Source organism: Hyphomicrobium sp. MC8b (assembly GCF_905067615.1).
Lineage (GTDB): Bacteria > Pseudomonadota > Alphaproteobacteria > Rhizobiales > Hyphomicrobiaceae > Hyphomicrobium_B.
Map to the genome: position 1 here is coordinate 365,521 of NZ_LR898465.1, position 18,610 is coordinate 384,130.

13 protein-coding genes are annotated in these 18,610 nt (G+C 59.9%); 8 read left to right on the forward strand and 5 right to left on the reverse strand.

What is annotated here, in order from left to right; genetic code table 11:
• Positions 1 to 22 precede the first annotated feature (22 nt).
• The gene (gene ubiG / locus ACLB1Z_RS01830; protein WP_409561784.1) at positions 23 to 790 is read right to left on the reverse strand and encodes a bifunctional 2-polyprenyl-6-hydroxyphenol methylase/3-demethylubiquinol 3-O-methyltransferase UbiG; all 768 of its coding nucleotides are present in this window, start codon (positions 788 to 790) and stop codon (positions 23 to 25) included.
• Positions 791 to 990: 200 nt separating this feature from the next.
• On the opposite strand from ubiG, the gene ACLB1Z_RS01835 reads away from it, so the two are divergent.
• The 6 genes from ACLB1Z_RS01835 (at position 991) to ACLB1Z_RS01860 (ending at position 9,323) form a co-directional block, all read left to right on the forward strand.
• Complete coding sequence (locus ACLB1Z_RS01835) at positions 991 to 2,253, forward strand: aspartate kinase (protein WP_409561785.1); 1,263 nt, start codon at positions 991 to 993, stop codon at positions 2,251 to 2,253.
• A gap of 89 nt (positions 2,254 to 2,342) precedes the next feature.
• Positions 2,343 to 4,634, forward strand: coding sequence for a phosphoenolpyruvate--protein phosphotransferase (gene ptsP, locus ACLB1Z_RS01840; protein WP_409563326.1), 2,292 nt, complete (start codon positions 2,343 to 2,345; stop codon positions 4,632 to 4,634).
• Positions 4,635 to 4,816: 182 nt separating this feature from the next.
• Positions 4,817 to 5,755 carry a hypothetical protein gene (locus ACLB1Z_RS01845; RefSeq protein ID WP_409561786.1) on the forward strand — a complete coding sequence of 313 codons (939 nt, stop codon included), beginning with the start codon at positions 4,817 to 4,819 and terminating at the stop codon, positions 5,753 to 5,755.
• 150 nt (positions 5,756 to 5,905) lie between these two features.
• On the forward strand, positions 5,906 to 6,937 hold the full coding sequence (prfA, locus tag ACLB1Z_RS01850) for a peptide chain release factor 1 (protein ID WP_409563327.1): 1,032 nt from the start codon (positions 5,906 to 5,908) through the stop codon (positions 6,935 to 6,937).
• Positions 6,934 to 7,842: a peptide chain release factor N(5)-glutamine methyltransferase gene (prmC, locus tag ACLB1Z_RS01855; protein WP_409561787.1), complete on the forward strand. Its 909-nt coding sequence runs from the start codon at positions 6,934 to 6,936 to the stop codon at positions 7,840 to 7,842. Before prfA ends, prmC begins: the two co-directional genes overlap by 4 nt.
• 548 nt (positions 7,843 to 8,390) lie before the next feature.
• Positions 8,391 to 9,323 (forward strand): DUF4167 domain-containing protein, encoded by a 933-nt coding sequence (locus tag ACLB1Z_RS01860; protein ID WP_409561788.1) that lies wholly within the window; start codon positions 8,391 to 8,393, stop codon positions 9,321 to 9,323.
• Between the two features lie 143 nt (positions 9,324 to 9,466).
• On the opposite strand, the gene ACLB1Z_RS01865 is transcribed toward ACLB1Z_RS01860, so the two are convergent.
• Both ACLB1Z_RS01865 and ACLB1Z_RS01870 read right to left on the reverse strand, forming a co-directional pair.
• The gene (locus ACLB1Z_RS01865) at positions 9,467 to 10,423 is read right to left on the reverse strand and encodes a hypothetical protein (RefSeq protein WP_409561789.1); all 957 of its coding nucleotides are present in this window, start codon (positions 10,421 to 10,423) and stop codon (positions 9,467 to 9,469) included.
• A gap of 150 nt (positions 10,424 to 10,573) precedes the next feature.
• The gene (locus ACLB1Z_RS01870) at positions 10,574 to 11,347 is read right to left on the reverse strand and encodes an MOSC domain-containing protein (protein ID WP_409561790.1); all 774 of its coding nucleotides are present in this window, start codon (positions 11,345 to 11,347) and stop codon (positions 10,574 to 10,576) included.
• Between the two features lie 194 nt (positions 11,348 to 11,541).
• Between ACLB1Z_RS01870 and clpB the strand changes: the two genes are divergently transcribed.
• Positions 11,542 to 14,133, forward strand: coding sequence for an ATP-dependent chaperone ClpB (gene clpB / locus ACLB1Z_RS01875; RefSeq protein WP_409561791.1), 2,592 nt, complete (start codon positions 11,542 to 11,544; stop codon positions 14,131 to 14,133).
• Between the two features lie 145 nt (positions 14,134 to 14,278).
• A complete protein-coding gene (locus tag ACLB1Z_RS01880; RefSeq protein WP_409561792.1) occupies positions 14,279 to 15,877 on the forward strand; it encodes an ATP-binding protein in 1,599 nt (532 codons plus the stop codon).
• A gap of 254 nt (positions 15,878 to 16,131) precedes the next feature.
• On the opposite strand, the gene ACLB1Z_RS01885 is transcribed toward ACLB1Z_RS01880, so the two are convergent.
• Together ACLB1Z_RS01885 and ACLB1Z_RS01890 are read right to left on the reverse strand one after the other, a co-directional pair.
• The gene (locus ACLB1Z_RS01885; protein WP_409561793.1) at positions 16,132 to 16,518 is read right to left on the reverse strand and encodes a nuclear transport factor 2 family protein; all 387 of its coding nucleotides are present in this window, start codon (positions 16,516 to 16,518) and stop codon (positions 16,132 to 16,134) included.
• Positions 16,519 to 17,421: 903 nt separating this feature from the next.
• Positions 17,422 to 17,700, reverse strand: coding sequence for a DUF1289 domain-containing protein (locus tag ACLB1Z_RS01890; protein ID WP_409561794.1), 279 nt, complete (start codon positions 17,698 to 17,700; stop codon positions 17,422 to 17,424).
• Between the last annotated feature and the right edge of the window lie 910 nt (positions 17,701 to 18,610).

The window sequence follows — 18,610 nt, forward strand, 5'->3', positions numbered from 1 at the left end:
GCCGCCGAGCGGGCGAACGCCGTCACGATGGTTTCGGTTTCCGTGCCGACATCAGATAGTTCACGTCCGTGTCCGGATTGCGCGACCAAGAATCCTGCAGAGGATTATAGGTGATGCCTTCGAACCGGACGTCGTCGAGCCCCGCGGCTTTGACGTAACCAGCCAGCTCATCCGGGGTGATAAAGCGGTCCCACTGGTGGGTTCCGCGCGGTAGCCAGCCGAGCACATACTCGGCGCCGACGATGGCGAGCGCCCAGGCCTTGAACGTGCGGTTCAGCGTCGAGAACACGCCGAGGCCGCCGGGTGCGACGAGGCTCACGCATTCGCCGATGAATTTCGCCGGGTCTGGCACGTGCTCTACAACTTCGAGGCAGGCGACGATGTCGAACGTGCGGCCTTCGGCGACGAGGTCTTCGACGCGCACGGCACGATAGTCGATGGCGATGCCCTGACCTTCGGCGTGCGATTTCGCGATGGCGATGTTCTTTTCCGATGGGTCGATGGCAGTGACGGTTGCGCCCATGCGTGCCAAAGGTTCCGCGACGAGGCCACCGCCGCAGCCGATATCGACTGCCGTCAAGCCGGTGAGGGGCCGGAGCGCCTTGGGATCGCGGCCGAAGCGTTCGACGGCGCTATCGCGGATGAACGACAGCCGCGGCGGCCCGATCTGGTGTAAGGGGCGGAATTTGCCACGTGGGTCCCACCATTCGGTGGCCATGCGGGAAAAGCGCTCGACCTCTTCGGTATCGAGGGTGCGTTTACCGGCGTCGGATTGCTGCGTTGCGGTCATTGTCGTCTCCGTCTTCCGCCATACACGTCAACCCGGCGGTCATCTTGTCAAGCTATTGTCCCGGATGGGTCAATTTTCGGTTGTTGCCGGGGGGCTCGCGAGCCGCTAATAAGCGCCGGACTCAATCCAAATCTTAATGCTCGTCAGACCCATGCCAGGGGCCGTGCGGGCATGCACAGGCCAAGGGAAGCGCTTCGAGAATGGCGACCGTAGTCATGAAATTTGGCGGCACGTCGGTCGCCAACATCGAGCGCATCCAGAACGTCGCACGTCACGTGAAGCGCGAGGTCGACGCCGGCAACAAGGTCGCAGTCGTCGTCTCCGCCATGGCTGGGGTGACGAACCAGCTCGTTGCCTGGGTCAAGGAAGCCTCTCCGCTTTACGATGCGCGGGAATACGATGCCGTCGTCGCCACCGGCGAGCAGGTGACGGCGGGGCTTCTCGCCATCACGTTGCAGGCGATGGGCCTGCGCGCGCGGTCGTGGACCGGCTGGCAGGTTCCGGTGAAGACCGATACGGCGCATGGTGCGGCGCGAATTCTCGATATCCCAGGCGCCGAGATCAAATCGCGGATCGAAGGCGGCGAGATTGCCGTCGTCACCGGCTTTCAGGGCATCGAGCCCACCGGGAACAGGATCGCAACGCTCGGCCGGGGCGGTTCTGACACGAGTGCGGTCGCGATCGCCGTCGCGCTCGAAGCCGACGTTTGCGATATCTACACCGACGTTGACGGCGTTTACACAACGGACCCGCGCATCGTTTCCAAAGCGAAACGGCTTGCGAAAATTTCCTACGAAGAGATGCTCGAAATGGCGTCGCTCGGCTCGAAGGTCCTGCAGACGCGGTCTGTCGAGCTGGCAATGGTCTACAAGGTCAAGACTCGGGTACTGTCGAGCTTCGTAGCGCCGGACGCCATGCAACCCTTCAGAGCCGATAATATCGAGAATATCGGCACCATCGTATGCGACGAGGATGAGATCGTGGAACAGCAGGTCGTAAGCGGCATCGCCTATGCGAAAGACGAAGCGAAAGTTACGCTTCTGAATGTCGACGACAAACCGGGCATCGCCGCGCGCATCTTTGGGCCGCTCGCAGATGCGAATATCAACGTCGATATGATCGTGCAGAACATCACGCCGGACGGCAAGCATACGGATATGACGTTTACCGTGCAGGCGGCCGAGCTGCCGCGCACGCTTGAAGTCTTGAAACAGGCGAAGACCGACATCGGCCACGTCGACGTCAAAAGCTCGGCAGACGTCGTGAAGATTTCGGTCATCGGCGTCGGCATGCGCAGCCACGCGGGTGTTGCAGCGCAGATGTTCAAGACACTCTCGGAAAAGGGCATCAACATTCACGCGATCTCGACGTCCGAGATCAAGGTCAGCGTTCTGATCGATGCAGTCTACGCCGAACTTGCGGTTCGTGCGTTGCACTCGGCCTACGGGCTCGACAACGACTAGAGGCCGGGCGCTCTTACCAGCCTCGTCTCTTTGTGACTAAGGTGCATTTGCCGGAGAGTTTTGCCGGCGAGACGAATGGGCAAGGCAAGATGGTGCGGCGCGACGATCCGAGACCTTTACCAAGCGAGACCTCGCTTCGGGTCATCATGCGCCATCTGCGCGAGATCATGGCCGATGGCGGCGAGGGCCAGGAAAAGCTCGATCGTATCGTGCGGCAGATTTCCGGCGTCATGGTTGCCGAGGTTTGCTCGATCTATCTGAAGCGGCAAGACGGCTCACTCGAACTTTTCGCGACCGAAGGCCTCAATCCGAGTGCGGTGCATACGACGCGATTGAAGCGCGGCGAGGGGCTTGTGGGACGCGCGGCCGAGCTTGGCGTGACCGTCAACGAACCGGAAGCGTCGAGCCATCCGGCGTTCTCTTACCGGCCAGAAACCGGCGAAGAGATCTACCATTCCCTGCTCGCCGTGCCGATCGCGCGGTCGGGGCAGGTGCTTGGCGTGCTCGTCATCCAGAACCGGACGCCGCGTGAATATTCCGACGAAGATGTTGAGGTGATGCAGGCGACCGCGATGGTGATCGCGGAAAATCTCGTCTCGGGCGCCGTGGCGGGGACGGTCGCAGCCATCGAAGCCTCGCGCTCGCAATCGCTCGTCATCGAAGGCGAACCCATCTCGGACGGTATCGCGCTCGGTCATGTGGTGCTGCACGAGCCCCGCATCGTCGTGACGCAGTTGATGGCGGAGAATCCGGCGCTCGAATTGGAGCGGCTCTCGCTCGCACTCGAAAAGCTGCAGTTGAACATCGACGAGATGTTTGATCACGAGCATTTGTCGAACATCGGCGAGCATCGCGATGTGCTCGAAGCCTATCGCATGTTCGCGCATGACAAGGGCTGGCACCGGCGACTGCGCGAAGCCGTCGAAGGCGGGCTGACGGCTGAGGCGGCCGTCGAACGCGTTCAGAATGCGATGCGCACGCGCATGCTGCGCCAGCACGATACTTATTGGCGGGAACGACAGCGCGATCTCGACGATCTTTCCGACCGGCTGCTGCGCGTGCTCGCGGGGCGGCTCAAGAGTTCGGAAGATGACGGCGGCCTGCCGCCCGATACGATCCTTGTTGCGCGAACTATGGGACCGGCAGAACTGCTCGATTACGACCGCAGCAGGCTCAGAGGGCTCGTCGTCGAAGACGGGTCGAGCCAAAGCCATGTGGCGGTTGTTGCGAAGGCGCTCGGCATTGCCGCAATCGGGCAGGCGGCGGGAATCGTCGATCGCGTGTCGGCGGGCGATGCGGCGATCGTCGATGCAGTGGCGGGTGAAGTGCATCTGCGGCCGACGGCCGAAGTGATCTCGGCCTATTCCGACAAAGTTCGGTTTCGGGCGCGCCGGCAGAAGCGCTATCAGTCGCTGCGCGATCGCCCGGCGATCACCAAGGATGGCGTGCCGATTGCGCTGATGATGAATGCGGGTCTGCTCGTCGACCTGCCGCATCTGGACGAAGCCGGTGCGGACGGCATCGGGCTCTATCGCACCGAATTGCAGTTCATGCTGTCGGAGTCGTTTCCGCGCCTCGACCGGCAGACGCAGCTCTACAAGTCGGTGATGGACGAAGCCCGCGGCAAGCCCGTGGTCTTTCGCACGCTCGATATCGGCGGGGACAAGGTGCTTCCCTACCTTCGTCAGCCGAAGGAAGAAAATCCGTCGATGGGATGGCGGGCGATCCGCATGGCGCTCGACCGGCCGGAATTGTTCCGGCTGCAGGTCCGGGCCTTGCTCAAGGCTGCGGCGGGACGTGAGCTGCGGGTGATGATCCCGATGGTTTCGGCGACGTATGAGCTGGGGGCTATTCGTGCGCTGATCGAGCGTGAGAAAGCATTTCTGACGGAGCACGGCCATCCCCTGCCGCAGATCATTCTCGTCGGGGCGATGTTCGAAGTGCCTGCACTTCTGTTCGAACTCGATGCGTTTCTGTCGCGGGTCGATTTCGTGTCGGTCGGCTCGAACGATCTGATGCAGTTCCTGTTTGCCGCAGACCGCACCAATGCGCGGGTGGCGAGTCGCTTCGATGTGCTGGCGCCAGCACCGCTCCGCGCGCTGAAGTCGCTCATGACGGCTGCCAGCACACACAACGTGCCGGTGACGCTATGCGGCGAGATGGCAGGAAGCCCGCTCGAAGCCCTGACGCTGATCGGTCTCGGTTTCCGGTCGCTGTCGATGGCGCCGGCCTCCATCGGCCCGATCAAGTCGATGATACTGTCGCTCGACGCAGCGAAGGTGACCGCTTTCCTCGACGATCTTTTGAAAGAGGGTGCGAAGGACGTGCGCATGTCCTTGCAGCAGTTCGCAGAAACGGAGCACGTCGCGCTCGACGGTTAACAGCTCCTCCCCAACGACGCACGGAGGCTTTGACAAATAAGGATTTTTAGCCGATAATATCCTTAACATCGGGGACCGGCGCGTTTTGCCGGGTAGAGGGTATGCGTCGAAGCGTTGGGCGGAACGTTTCGGTTGGAAGTCATGAGTACGAGCGGCAGGGGCATAGCCGTTTCGAAGCACCAGTGCCAACGGCGTCGGTGCAGGCTCAGGCGGAAAGCCGAGCGCTAATTGCGCGATTTTTTATCGATTTGCGGCAGGCGCTGCGGCTGACGGTGCCGCAGGCAGCTCATTATCTCGCGGTTCGACCGGAAGTTGTCGAAGCGCTGGAGACGGGGCAGGTTGAGTATCTGCCGCAGTGGCAGGAAACGTCGGCCATCATCATGACTTATACGTCGATGGCGGGCGTCAACGGACGGCCGGTTCTGAATGCCATCGGGACACTGTTCACGCAGCTTTCCGTCCGCGCGGCGCCGACTGCAAATCAGCTTCCCGCGCCCACGCCAGACGGGCATTTCCGCGAGCCGACGTCTCATTTTCAGCAGCAGCCGTTTTTCCAACAGCCGGCGGCTCAGCCGCAGGCATATGCGGCTCCTCAGCAGCCGTACGATCACAGTCGGCACGAGCCGTACGAACCGCCACATGGGTATTCGCCGCTACAGGGGTCAATGACGCAGCAAAGCTCGATCCCTCAGCAGGGTTCGATGCCCGAGAGCCATGGTGGCTTTCCACCTCGGCCAAGGCCGCAGCAGCCGGTGCACGTTTCGGATGAGGAGCCGGATATCGCCCGGTCAGGGCTCGCGGTTTCGAGCCGGAACCTGTTACGGGCCGGATCGGTCATCGCCAGCGGGGCGCGGCGTCTGCCGCAGGAAGCGCTGCACCGGGTCCGGGAACGTCCGCAGCGGGCCGTTTATGCCCTTTCGCTGCCACTCGGCCTACTGCTGCTTATGATGCATTCGTCGATATTTGCGACGATTTCGGCGCCGTTTTCCGTGGCCGTGCAGTGGGTCAGCGGCTACATGCAGGAGCACTACGGGCCGATCCGGGACGGCATGCGCTATATTGAAGTTGACGATCCGGAAACGCGCCGGGCGGATAAATTGCAGATCGGCAGCGGTTCGTAGTAGATACCCGTGCCTGAGGCGTGGCGATGGGCTCAATCGCCGTCGCCACCTCTTTCGGCCGCTTTATTCGCGGCTCGCCTATTCATAAAAACATCGGACTCAATGTCAGCTCTGCCGCGCGATAAACTCGACCGCCTATCCGAACGCTATATGGCCATCCAGGATCTGATGAACCACGGCGTTCCGCAGGCGGAATTCGTGAAGCTCTCGAAAGAGTTTTCCGAACTCGGCCCGGTCGTCGCGCAGATCGATGCGTTGCGTAAAGCCGAGGCCGAGAGCGCCGATCTCGAACAGATGATCAACGATCCGTCGGCCGACAAGGAAATGGTCGATCTCGCCTATGCGGAGCGGGCGTCGCTTGCCGAGCGGATCACGGAGCTCGAGCAACAGCTGCGCATCGCGTTGCTGCCGAAGGACGCGGCCGACGAAAAGAGCGCCATCCTGGAAGTCCGCGCCGGAACGGGTGGTGATGAAGCGGCGCTGTTCGCGGCCGATCTTTTCCGCATGTACACGCGCTATGCCGATCTGCACGGCTGGAAGACCGAGATCATCTCGGCGTCCGAAAACGATCTTGGCGGCTACAAGGAAATCATCGCGTCGATCACGGGCTCGGGCGTTTTCGCGCGCTTGAAGTTCGAGTCCGGCGTGCATCGCGTGCAGCGCGTTCCGGCGACGGAAGCCAGCGGTCGTATCCACACATCGGCTGCTACGGTGGCGGTGCTTCCGGAGGCCGAGGAACTCGACGTCGACATCCGACCCGAAGACATCCGCATCGATACGATGCGTGCTGGCGGCGCCGGTGGCCAGCACGTCAACAAAACGGACAGCGCCGTGCGCATGACGCATATTCCGACCGGAATCGTCGTTGTTTCCGCAGAAAAATCGCAGCATCAAAACCGGCGTCTTGCGATGGCGGTTCTGAAATCGCGCATCTACGAGATGGAGCGCGAGCGCGCGGCGACCGAACGCTCGGACGCGCGTAAATCGCAGGTCGGATCGGGCGATCGCTCACAGCGCATCCGGACCTACAACTTTCCGCAGGGGCGGGTTACCGACCATCGCATCAACCTTACGCTCTACAATCTCGATGAAGTGATGACGGGCAACGGGCTCGACGAGCTGATCGATGCGTTGATAACCGATCATCAGGCGACGATGCTCGCCGAATTGAGCGCAGCATGACGATGCCGGCTGCGCGCACCGATAACGGGGCGGCGTCCGGCTTCCGGCCGGAGATGAGCCTCGCCGAGGCGTTGAGCTTCCTAACGCGAACGCTGATCGAGGCCGGGCTCGATACGCCGCAGCGGGATGCGCGCTTTCTGATGCAAGGGTTGCTCGGGCTCGATGGCGCTCAATTGCTGTCGGGATCGGGGCGCCCGCTTGGGGACGCCGCTAGCCTCCTCAGCGATGCAGCAGCCCGGCGGGCAGCGCATGAACCGGTCTCGCGCATTCTCGGACGCCGGGCTTTTTACGGGCGGGATTTCATCGTGACGCCGGACGTTCTCGATCCGCGACCCGATACCGAAGTCGTCGTCGAGCTGGCGCTCGATCTGATCAAGGGCCGTGGGTTGGCGGAAGCGCCGCTGTCGATCGCAGACATCGGGACGGGCTCCGGCATTTTGATCGTCACGCTGCTGACCGAGCTGGCGAATGCGCGCGGGCTGGCAACGGATATCAGCCCCGCCGCTCTGGCGGTCGCCCGCCGGAATGCGGAAGCCCTCGGCGTTGCGGATCGAATTCAGTTTGTTGCGACAACTGGTCTCGACGGTTGTTCGGGGCCGTTCGACCTTGTGATTTCGAATCCGCCCTATATATCCACAGAAGAGATCGCTGGTCTCGAGCCGGACGTTAAGGACTTCGATCCGGAATTGGCTCTCGATGGCGGCGACGACGGGCTTCGCGTTTACCGTGATATCGCCCGGAATATCATGGAATTGCAGGCGTCTTGCCTGATGGTTCTGGAAATCGGCGCGACACAGGCCGAAGCGGTTGAAGACCTTTTCTCAAAATCCGGGGCGCAACCCATTGGGCGACGTCAGGATTTGGGTGGCCATACGCGCGCTGTTGCGCTGGAGATACATCTCTAACCCAAGCGATCATTTCTATTTGCGGAATTACGTTTCCGGGGTAATATCCGGGCCGAAGAGTTTGATCGGATGTGCCTGGCCAATATACCGCTAGAGCGGTTACCGAGCCGGCCTTCCCATCTCAGATCATCAGCACAAACTTTCGCGGACCCCTCTGTCCGTTGATTGGCGAGTGTCGGGCTTATCCTTCTCGGCATATGTGCTGGGCAAGCTCCTTTGAGGCGGCTCTAGTATCTTTGCTGGCGTGATGATTGGGATGACTGCGATTTTGCCCGAGGCCGTGGGGGCGAGAGCTTGGGCTGCGATCCTTGGTGTGATCCGTCTTGATCGGATCCATGGGGCACGATCCATAGGACTGTGGTGACGTTAAGAGACAGCTTTTTTGAATTGGATCGAAGGATCCAGGGCGTCGCCCCGCGAAATTGGCGTGCGCAGATGGCAATACCAACAAGCATGAACGGGAGCCCATGAGGCAAGGTCAACAGAACCGTCGCGGTCGCGGACGAAACAACAACAATAATAATAACCGCAAATCGCAAAATCCTCTGATGCGCAGCTTCGAGAGCTCGGGGCCCGACGTGAAGATTCGCGGTACGCCCTCGCATATCGCCGAGAAGTACATCAGCCTGGCGCGCGATGCGCTGTCGTCGGGCGATCCGGTGCTTGCAGAGAACTATCTCCAGCACGCCGAGCATTATAATCGCATCATCCTGGGCTATCGCGAGCAGATGGCGCAGCAGGGCGGCGTGGACCCGATGGGGAACGGCGCCGCGCGGACGCATTCGCTTGCCGGGCCTGAAGGCGCCGACAGCGACGAGTTCGGCGATGAGGATGGTGACGAGTTCGGCGGCGGCCAACAGCAGGCTATCGCCGGTCAGGGCAACCAGCCGGACGTGCAGCCGCCTTTCCCGCAGCAGCAGCGCAATTTCGATAACCAAAACCGTTACGACAATCGCCAGCCGCGCCACGAGCGGTTCAACAACAATCGCCACGATCGTGGTGATCGCGGCGATCGGCAGGATTTCCGGGGCGACCGCGGCGACCGGTATGAGCAGCGCAACGGCCAAGGCGGCGAGGGTCGCTTCCGTGAGGATCGGCGCCCACAGCATAACGGCAACGGTGAATCGCATCAGGGTGAAGGCGGTTTCCGCCGTCGCGAGCGTTATCAGGCCCCGAGTGGGGCTCCGAACGGCGTCGAGCGCGAGCCAGCGAACGGCGGAAGTTTCCAGCCGTCGGTCGCGACGTCTCCGGCACCGGCTCCGGCTGCCGAACGGGAACGTCCCGAGCGGGCGGAACGGCCAGAGCGGTCAGAACGCGCCGAGCGTTCCGAGCGTCCAGAACGTTCAGCGCCGCAAGCTGCGGCTTCCATCGACCAGCAGGAGCAGCCCGCCTTCCTGCGCCGTCCGGTTCGCCGGCCGCGTCGCGAAGAGCCGGCCGAAGCTCCGGCCGTGCCGCCAGCCGCGAACGAAGACAGCGAATAAAGCGAATTAGAAAAGAGCCTCGATTTCGAGGCTCTTTTTTGTTTGGCGCGAGCGACAGCCACATCCCAAATGCGCTTCAAACGGGTTTCAATAAATCCAAGGTGCATTGGGTAGACAAAACGGGCTAAGAAGCTGAGCGGCCGTCACGTCTTTGGCGAAGTAGACGACTTCGAGATGTCCGGGATCTGCTTCGGCGAGGCAGCAGCTAATCTCCGACGGGGCGGAGATGGCGCGAGGCCCAAATCAATCGCCGCAGCACCGTGAAGGGGTAGCGGCGCTTGCAAGTCTTCATCGTCTAAGGAAATCAGTTCCTTCACCATCTCGACGATCACTCCCAACGCGCTGTTGAAAAGCGTCGTAGCGTCGATCTCTTCCAATTTAACATTACGATGCATGAGCGGATTACGATCGAAATTGGTTACGTCTCTGATGTGACGTACCGTGTTTTCTCGTGGCCGGATCTTTGCGTCCACCTTGCTGAGAAGATCATTTAAGTTGCTCGCTAGAAGGCCCATCGACTTGTCTGGCGGCGGCCCAATAAAGCGCTCGTAGTAAACCCTCAGAACGTCTTCGACCGCTCGTGCCGAATGAAATCCCGAGGCCGAGTAAAGGCCGAACGCAAGACACCTTCCGGCTTCGCGATACTCCGATACGGCGAACTCCGAGAGATGGTGCCGAATGGTCTCGTGGATGTGTCGATCCGCGTGCTCGGCGAGCAATTCGATGTTGAATATACCTCGCAGTGGGACTGCGTAACTTGCGGTTCTTTTCAACTCTGCGCTGAGTTGATGCTCGAAGATCTCAATCTTCGATTTCGTTCGGGTCATCTCCCATGCCGGTAAGGGGGTCATAGGCTTGCCATCGGCGGAGGGGGCAAAATTGGCCTGAAGTCGCTGCATCTCGTGTAGCAGGTCGAGTGCTGCGCCTCTGCAAAACGATAGCGTCTGGTCACCGTTTAAAACCTTGGAGAGCGCGGCATCTGCAGCCCAAAGAGCGAAAAGCTGTACGAAGGGGTCGCTGGCATTGCGCTCCGAAACATCAGAGAGATGTTTCAAAGCGCCGCCGAGTTCGAAAATCGGAAATTGATCGACAAGCTTCACGGCCGCCGCCTCCACCGCGTAAACTGTTAGCCAATGCCCAGCATAGGCTAGCTCCCGATTCGGTATGAGGGGGTAAAATAGGTCGCCCTGGGGCAGTTCGGTCCCCAGCTCGCCCAGCCTTCCGTCAAACATTACGGCGACCGCGCCCCATCAATCCGTTACTTCAAGCGTATCGCCGACGCGAATGCGGCCGCCGTCGACAATTCGGGCGTAGACGCCAAAGTCGGTATGGCCGAGCGTCTTCGAAAGAAACGATGGGATTTTGAGATCGCGGCTGCCCGTCTCGGGGTCGACGTTGGTCGCCGCGCAGCGCTCGGTGCGCTTGAAGACTTCGAGCGTGATGCCGCCGGTCCGCAACTTTTTGCCGACGAGGTCGAGTTCCTGCCAGGGTTCCAAGCCGTCGAGCACGAGGTTCGGGCGGAAGCGCCGGGCATCGACGGGCGCGCCGAGCATGCCTTCGAGTGCGGTCAGGCTCTGGCGGTTGACGAGGTGGACGCATTTGGGTGCGACGTCGGAAAAGCTGTGGCCGGGGCTGACGACGACCTTGGGGCGTCCGCGCAGGCCCGAGGTCACGATGCGGGTGATGGCGTCTTCGATGGCGGCGCGGCCCGCTTCCGTGCGGAGGTCGCCGCGGGCGATCTCGGCACCGCCTTTCGAGATTACGAGGGTCTCGGTGCTGTCGTCGAATAGCGAGCGGACGGTCGCCAATTCTTCGTTCCGCATCAGCATGACGAAGTGGATCTTCTGGAGGTGCTGAGGGTTTGCCGGGTCGAAGGGGCCGGGGCCATTCTCGATGGCGTACGCCCGGTCGAAGGGCAGGGTCTGCATCGGGCGCAATTCGACGCTTTCGAGCGGTTCCGGCGTCAAACCTTTAACCGGATAGCGATAAAGGGCTTCGATCTTAGCGGTCCCGGAAGTGGCCATGTCGCGAATATCCCTCAGATTTTGTGGTCGATGCCTCTTTTTCGGGCGGCGCCCGATCCTATATCCGAAGCATCGTACGGGTGCGCGGGGATGCCGGCCATCGGGTCTTTGGCCGCGCTTGGATGATAAAAATCAATTCGCATGGCATTCTTTCCGGGCCTTAAGGACGTGAGGAATGTGCTGGAGGACGCGACATGAACTTCGAACGCTACACGGACCGCGCCAAGGGCTTTATCCAATCGGCCCAATCGCTGGCGCTCCGGGAAAACAACCAACAAGTCACCCCCGAACATCTTCTCAAAATTTTGCTCGATGACCCGGAGGGTCTGGCGAGCGGACTGATCCAGAAGGCGGGCGGGGATTCGCGCGCGGCGTTGCGCGCGGTCGAGGCGAACCTCGCCAAGAAGCCGAAGGTCACGGGCGGTTCGGGACAGGTTTATGTCTCATCCGAACTAGCGCGCGTGTTCGACGCCGTCGAAAAGCTGGCCGACAAGGCGAGCGATAAGTTCGTCACCGCGGAACGGCTGCTCGTCGCCTTGGCGCTCGATACGGCGACCGACGCAGGCAAGATCCTGCGCGACGCGGGCGTCACGCCCGACAAGATCAACGCCGCTATCAACGACATTCGCAAAGGCCGCACGGCCGACAGCGCCAACGCCGAGCAGGCGTATGACGCGCTGAAGCGCTATGCCCGCGATCTGACGGAAGCCGCCGGCAGCGGCAAGCTCGATCCGGTCATCGGCCGCGATGAAGAAATCCGCCGCACCATTCAGGTGCTGTCGCGGCGCACGAAGAACAATCCCGTGCTGATCGGTGAACCCGGCGTCGGCAAGACGGCGATTGCGGAAGGCCTTGCACTGCGCATCGTCAAGGGCGACGTGCCCGAAAGCCTGAAGCACAAGAAGCTTCTATCGCTCGACATGGGCGCGCTCATCGCGGGCGCGAAGTATCGCGGCGAGTTCGAGGAGCGTTTGAAAGCCGTGCTGTCCGAGGTCGAGGCCGAGGGCGATATCATCCTGTTCATCGACGAGCTGCACACCATCGTCGGTGCCGGCAAGACCGAAGGCTCGATGGATGCTGGCAACCTGCTGAAGCCGGCGCTGGCCCGCGGCGAATTGCACTGCGTCGGCGCGACCACGCTCGATGAATATCGCAAGCATATCGAGAAGGATGCCGCGCTCGCCCGCCGCTTCCAGCCGATCTTCGTCTCGGAGCCGACGGTGGAAGACACGATCTCGATTCTGCGCGGCTTGAAAGAGAAGTACGAGCTGCATCACGGCGTGCGCATCACCGATAGCGCGCTCGTCTCGGCGGCGACGCTTTCGAACCGCTACATCACCGACCGATTCCTGCCTGACAAGGCCATCGACCTTGTCGACGAGGCGGCATCGCGGCTGCGCATGCAGGTCGATTCCAAGCCGGAAGAACTTGACGCCATCGACCGCGATCTCATGCAGATGATGATCGAGCGCGAAGCCTTGAAAAAGGAAACCGACGCGGCATCGAAGGATCGTCTCGCACGGCTCGAGAAGTCGATCGCCGATCTGCAGGAGAAATCCGAGGCGATGACGGCGCGCTGGCAGGCCGAGAAGCAAAAGCTCGGCTCGGCGCAGAAGATCAAGGAAGAACTCGACAGCTTGCGCAACGAGTTGGAACAGGCGCAGCGCCGGGGCGACCTCGCGCGTGCGGGTGAGCTTCGCTACGGCAAGATCCCCGAGCTTGAGAAGAAGCTCGCCGACGTCGAGAAGCAGGAAGGCAAGGGCGCGCTGGTCGAAGAAGCCGTCACGCCGGATCAGATCGCGGCCGTCGTGTCGCGCTGGACGGGTGTGCCGGTCGACAAGATGCTCGAAGGCGAGCGTGACAAGCTTCTGAAGATGGAAGATGCGCTGGGCAAGCGCGTCATCGGTCAGAAGGAAGCGGTCATCGCCGTTTCGACGGCCGTTCGGCGCGCGCGTGCCGGCCTGCAGGACCCGAACCGGCCGATCGGCTCGTTCATGTTCTTAGGCCCGACCGGCGTCGGCAAGACCGAGCTGACGAAGGCGCTCGCGGGCTATCTCTTCGACGACGACACGGCGCTCGTGCGCATCGACATGTCGGAGTTCATGGAGAAGCACTCGGTCGCCCGTCTCATCGGCGCGCCTCCGGGCTATGTCGGCTACGAGGAAGGCGGTGTGCTGACGGAAGCGGTGCGGCGGCGTCCTTATCAGATCATCCTGTTCGATGAGATCGAGAAGGCGCATCCGGATGTGTTCAACGTCCTGCTGCAAGTCTTGGACGATGGTCGCCTGACCGACGGTCAGGGCCGCACGGTCGACTTCAAGAACACGTTGATCGTGCTGACGTCGAATATCGGCGCGCAGTACCTCGTCGAGCAGAAGGAAGGCGAGGAGACGGAAGCCGTGCGCGAGGAAGTCATGGCCGAAGTGCGTTCGCGCTTCCGGCCGGAGTTCCTGAACCGTCTCGACGACATCATCCTGTTCCACCGCTTGCAGCGCGCGGACATGACGAAGATCGTCGATATCCAGATCGCGCGTCTGCAGAAGCTCTTGGCGGATCGCAAGATCACGATCGAGCTTGATGACCAGGCGAAGGCGTGGCTCGCGAACCGCGGCTACGATCCGGCGTACGGCGCGCGGCCTCTGAAGCGCGTCATCCAGCGCAACGTGCAGGACCCGCTCGCCGAGCAGATCCTCGCGGGCGGCGTGAAGGACGGCGATACGGTGACTGTGTCGGTGCGTGATGGTTCACTGACGATCAACGGCTGGCCGATTAAAGCTGCGGCTTGATTGATGGTCCCCGGCGACTGCGCTCCGCGCAGCCGGCCGCCGGGGACTACATTAAATCTCCTTTCATAGTTGAGAAACTTCGCGGCGTTGTGCTAGAGCACAGCGCCTCCTTTTCTATCTTTTGCGACACTTGGTAGGAGAACGTGTGCTCCTGCCGATAGATTTTATTTTTGATCGACGGGCGGGCCAGGCAATGGTTGGAAACGACGCGAAAAAAGTACGAAGAAGCATTTCCGACCAAGAAATTTCATTGATCAAAGCTATGCTGAAGCGAGGAATGGAAAAGACAACCATTCAAGCTTATTTCACGCACCCTGATCGGCCTGTAAATTATGGGCGAATAACCAACATCGAACAGGGAGATTATGGACCCGACATTATTTCTGCGGGAGACGAAGAGCTAGACAAGTTTTTGGGTGAGTGGCGCACGAGGGAAGACTTCGCCCCGCAGAATCTGGCTGAAACGCTGTTGGATTTCGCCTCTCTTTCTGCCGTTCATCCGAAACGCCTTGAGGCGCTTTTCGAATTTGAGAACGGTTCTCACGTCCTCCGAGGAGTAGAAACGGACGAGGTCGAATGCAAACTCACGTTTCAGAAGCCCGGCAATGACAGACTGTTGAGGGCTGTCGCGGCGCTGGCCAATAACCGCGGAGGCTACGTGCTGTTTGGCGTCGAGGACCAGACGGGTCTTTTAAAGGGTTTGAAAGACGATAGGTTTTCGAACAACGATCCTAGTAAGTTCGCTCAGGCATTCAAATCTGCGATGGAGCCTTGCCCGAGATTTGAACTCGGGGAGGTAGTGCTAAATGGCATTGCTATGGGGGCCGTCTACGTTCACGCGGAGCTTGATGGACCCGTTATTGCAACGAGAGACGAAGACAGTTTTAAAGCTGGGGTAGTGTACTACAGATATCCGGGTGAAAGTCGTGCGATTCATCCGGCAGACTTTCGCCGAATGCTTGCTGCGCGCGATCAACGCGCACGGCATGAAGCGGCGAATCTCGCAAAAAGGGTGATTGAACTTGGTGGCGATGCGGCGGTTCTGGATCTTAAAAATGGCCGCATCGATAATCGCTCTGGGCCAATTTACATGAGTTCTGACCTGCTGAGTAAAATGCATTTAGTTCGCGAGGGAAAGTTTGTTCAGAAGGACGGTGCGGCCACCCTTCGTCTGGTTGGGGATGTCGAAGTTTCGCAAGGCTCGCCGGAGAACCTTATTCGAGAGCGGATTGTCCGAACGGCGATAAAAGATAGTGATGTGCTTCGAAATTTTATCGAGCAAGCTGAGGTCAAGTTTCCAGCTGAATACGTTTTGCATTCATGCCATTCAAATAAGCATTGGCTCCCGATTTTTTATTACATGTCGTCAGCGGGGCTGTCCGAGGCCGACATTGTGAGTGCCGTTAAGGTTGAGGAAGGCGCGTCCCCTTCTGCCCGTGGAAGACTCATGGATCGAATTAAGGGCAGAATTACCGCGAAAAGTATGCCGTCGATGGGATCCAGGTCGATCATCGCTAGCATTATCGATGGCTCCTTAGAGCAACCAAAAACCCTGGGTGACGTGCGTAAGCAAGCGATCGCAATTCAGGGATGGTCGGATAAAAATTTCGCTTTACAGAAGCTGCTTTCGATCCTTGCTAGTCTCCGTCAAAAAGCTAAGGAGCTTTCGTCTGATGATAACGGGCTGACAGAAATTCGCAGAGCTGCGGCTTGGCTGGACGAACTGTTTTTCAAACGTAGCTAAAAAAACTTATGCCCGCCCTCGAAACCTTCCGCATACTTCCTCGCATCTTCTAGAAAGCGGTAGGCACGCCGTCATGCCGACGAAGGTCGGCACCCAGGCAAGCGTCATCATCTCGCGTGTCCAGGCTTGGCTGGATCGGCCCCGGCCTCCGCCGGGGCAGGCTCTGCGCCGGGATGACGGTGTTGAAAGATGAGATCCAACTCTGCTGACGTCATGGCCGCGCAGGCGGCCATCCACGACAGATCCGTATTCCGCTATTCCCTGCCTTCCATCATCTCCACCCATTTCGCGCGGCCGGGCCAGGGTGCGAAGGGATCACCGAAGTACTGCGTTTCGCGGAAGACCTTGCCGTCGCGAAATTCCATGATGCTGACGACGTAAGATGGTTTGCCGTCGTAGCTGATGACGTACTCGGTTGTCCAAAGATCACCGCTCCCGATCACGCGCCGGATGGTGAAGTGCTTGTTCGGCAGCAGTCCGCGTGTCGTGCGGATGGCGAGCCGTCCTCTGATGCGCTCACCGGACTGCGGATACTCCAGCACGACGTCGTCGTGATAGATCTCATCCTCGGCATCGTCGTCACCGGACTCGGACGCGGCCCAGTGCCTGTCGAGCGCGGCTTTGATGTCTTGATCGCCCATCTCACTCACCTACGCGTTTAGTGGCCTCAGCCTTTAACCTCACTCTACATCCTGCGTGAAAAAACTTATCCCGGCTCTCGAAACCTCCCGCATACTTCCTCGCATCTTCTCACGAAGGACAAAGGGCATGAACTCGTGCCGCGAGACGTGAGTGGGAAGAGCGTTGATGCGCACATTCTTCGTTGCATGATGAGACTTGTGGAGATTGTCGACGCTTCGCTGCAGTCGCCAAAAGCTGAAGCGCAAACCGAGCAGCGCGGTGTCGCGATTTATATTACGTGCTCGCCTTAGTCACAAAATTGTATGGCGCTCTCATAGGAATTTCGAACGCGTCACGTGGTCCGTTACTCACAGATTTGTATGATTGAAAGCGGCCGCTGAGCCGAGCAACGTGAATCATACAAAGCTGTAACAGGCCGAGTGAAATCGAGCTGCGCTTTTCACCTCGCGCATAAGAGAAAACTAACGGCGGCGAAATATGTTGAGTCGGTTCCTGCCAAGCGAATGTTTGAAGCGTGCTTTGCCGGGCGGTGCTCAATCTCGCGACAACATATTTTCGAGGAAGCAAAAATCGTGAACATCACTTCAGTCAACTCAACGGCCGCAAACTCTCTACAAAAAACATCTCCGGCGCAGTCTAAAAATACACGCGCCGCAGACGGCGACTACCTGACGAAGGGGCCAGACCGTTCAAGCGTCAAAGACGCTGACGGAGATTATAAGCCGTCCACTACTGCTAGTCGTGCGTCCAGCTCTGTGCAGCAGGCGTTGACCGATCTCGCAACGCGCGGCTGATTCAGCGTTTAATCTGAAATAAGAAGAAGCAGCCGACGTGTGTTCAAGACGGCTGCTTCGCCACACTCGGTGAGGAACTTAGGTCTTTGCCTGGTGTCATCCTCGGCTTTATGCCGAGGATCTATCTTGCTGCTCCGACCGCTGATCGATGGATCCTCGGGACAAGCCCGAGGATGACATTCCGTCGTCCAGATCATTGGAGGGCAGCGATGGGAGCCGGTCGAGCGGACACGCGATGCCCTTCTTTGTGCAGCGGCGACGATAGGCGCGTTCCCAATTGGTCTTGAGACCGATCTCGATCTGTCTCAGGCGCAAAGCTTCTACGAACGCGAGCTTTGCCTTTCGACCGTCGAGACGCTTAAATTTCTTTTTCTGCTTTTTGGTCATGCCGCAGCCGATGCAATGTCCTGCGTGCTTGAATTTGCAAACATCGATGCAGGGAGAGGGAACTTTCATATCGGCCGACGTGAGATCGCTTTCGGTGGCATCGCGCGTCGCGAACTGCCCAGCAATAAGATGCAGGAAACTGTCATGATATGTAGTTTTCGTTCGGCGACTTTCAAACCTATCCTCTAGTGCGCCAGAAAGAGCCTGCCGCTGCCGTAGTGGTCGTGTCGGGTAAATTCCTTCAGCATCTCGCATGTTTTTGACTAGGCTGGATCCCGGCCTTCGCCGGGGTGACGGATCAGAGAGAGAGCGTGTGGTTTTAACGGCGATAGAAATCGCTGCAAAAAACTTATCCCCGCTCTTGAAACCTCCCGCATACTCCCTCGCATCTTCTCACGAAGGACAAAGGGCATGAGCTCGTGCCGCGAGACGTGAGTGGGAAGAGCATGCGGGGTCGCGCGGAGAAATCGGTAAGCCGCGGGTTCTCTGTCTGCCGCGCGACAAGCACGATCGGGTGCTCGGCGCGGTGAAACGCTTCTTGCATAAAGGGATGCGGGGCGGATGGCGGGTTCGACGACTCAGGGATCGTTCAGGAGCGATCCGCACTCATACGAGAGGCTCCGGACATATGGGCCGGGGACGAGGCGGAGAGTTGGCATGCGCGGGGCGGCAATGGTCCGCATCCCCAATCAAAATATCCAAAGCGTGAGGCCCTGCCGTCCCGCCTCTTTGTTGATTGGCGCAACCGACTCCACTTCGTGGAGCCGGCCGGTTGCGCGTTGTTTGATCGTCCACGGCGACTCCGCTGCGCGGAGCCGGCCGCCGTGGACGTTTGCCGTTTCGCCGGCCGCCGATCGCGTTGGACAAAAATTTCGGACGCGATGCGCGAGGCATCACGTCCGGATGGTGA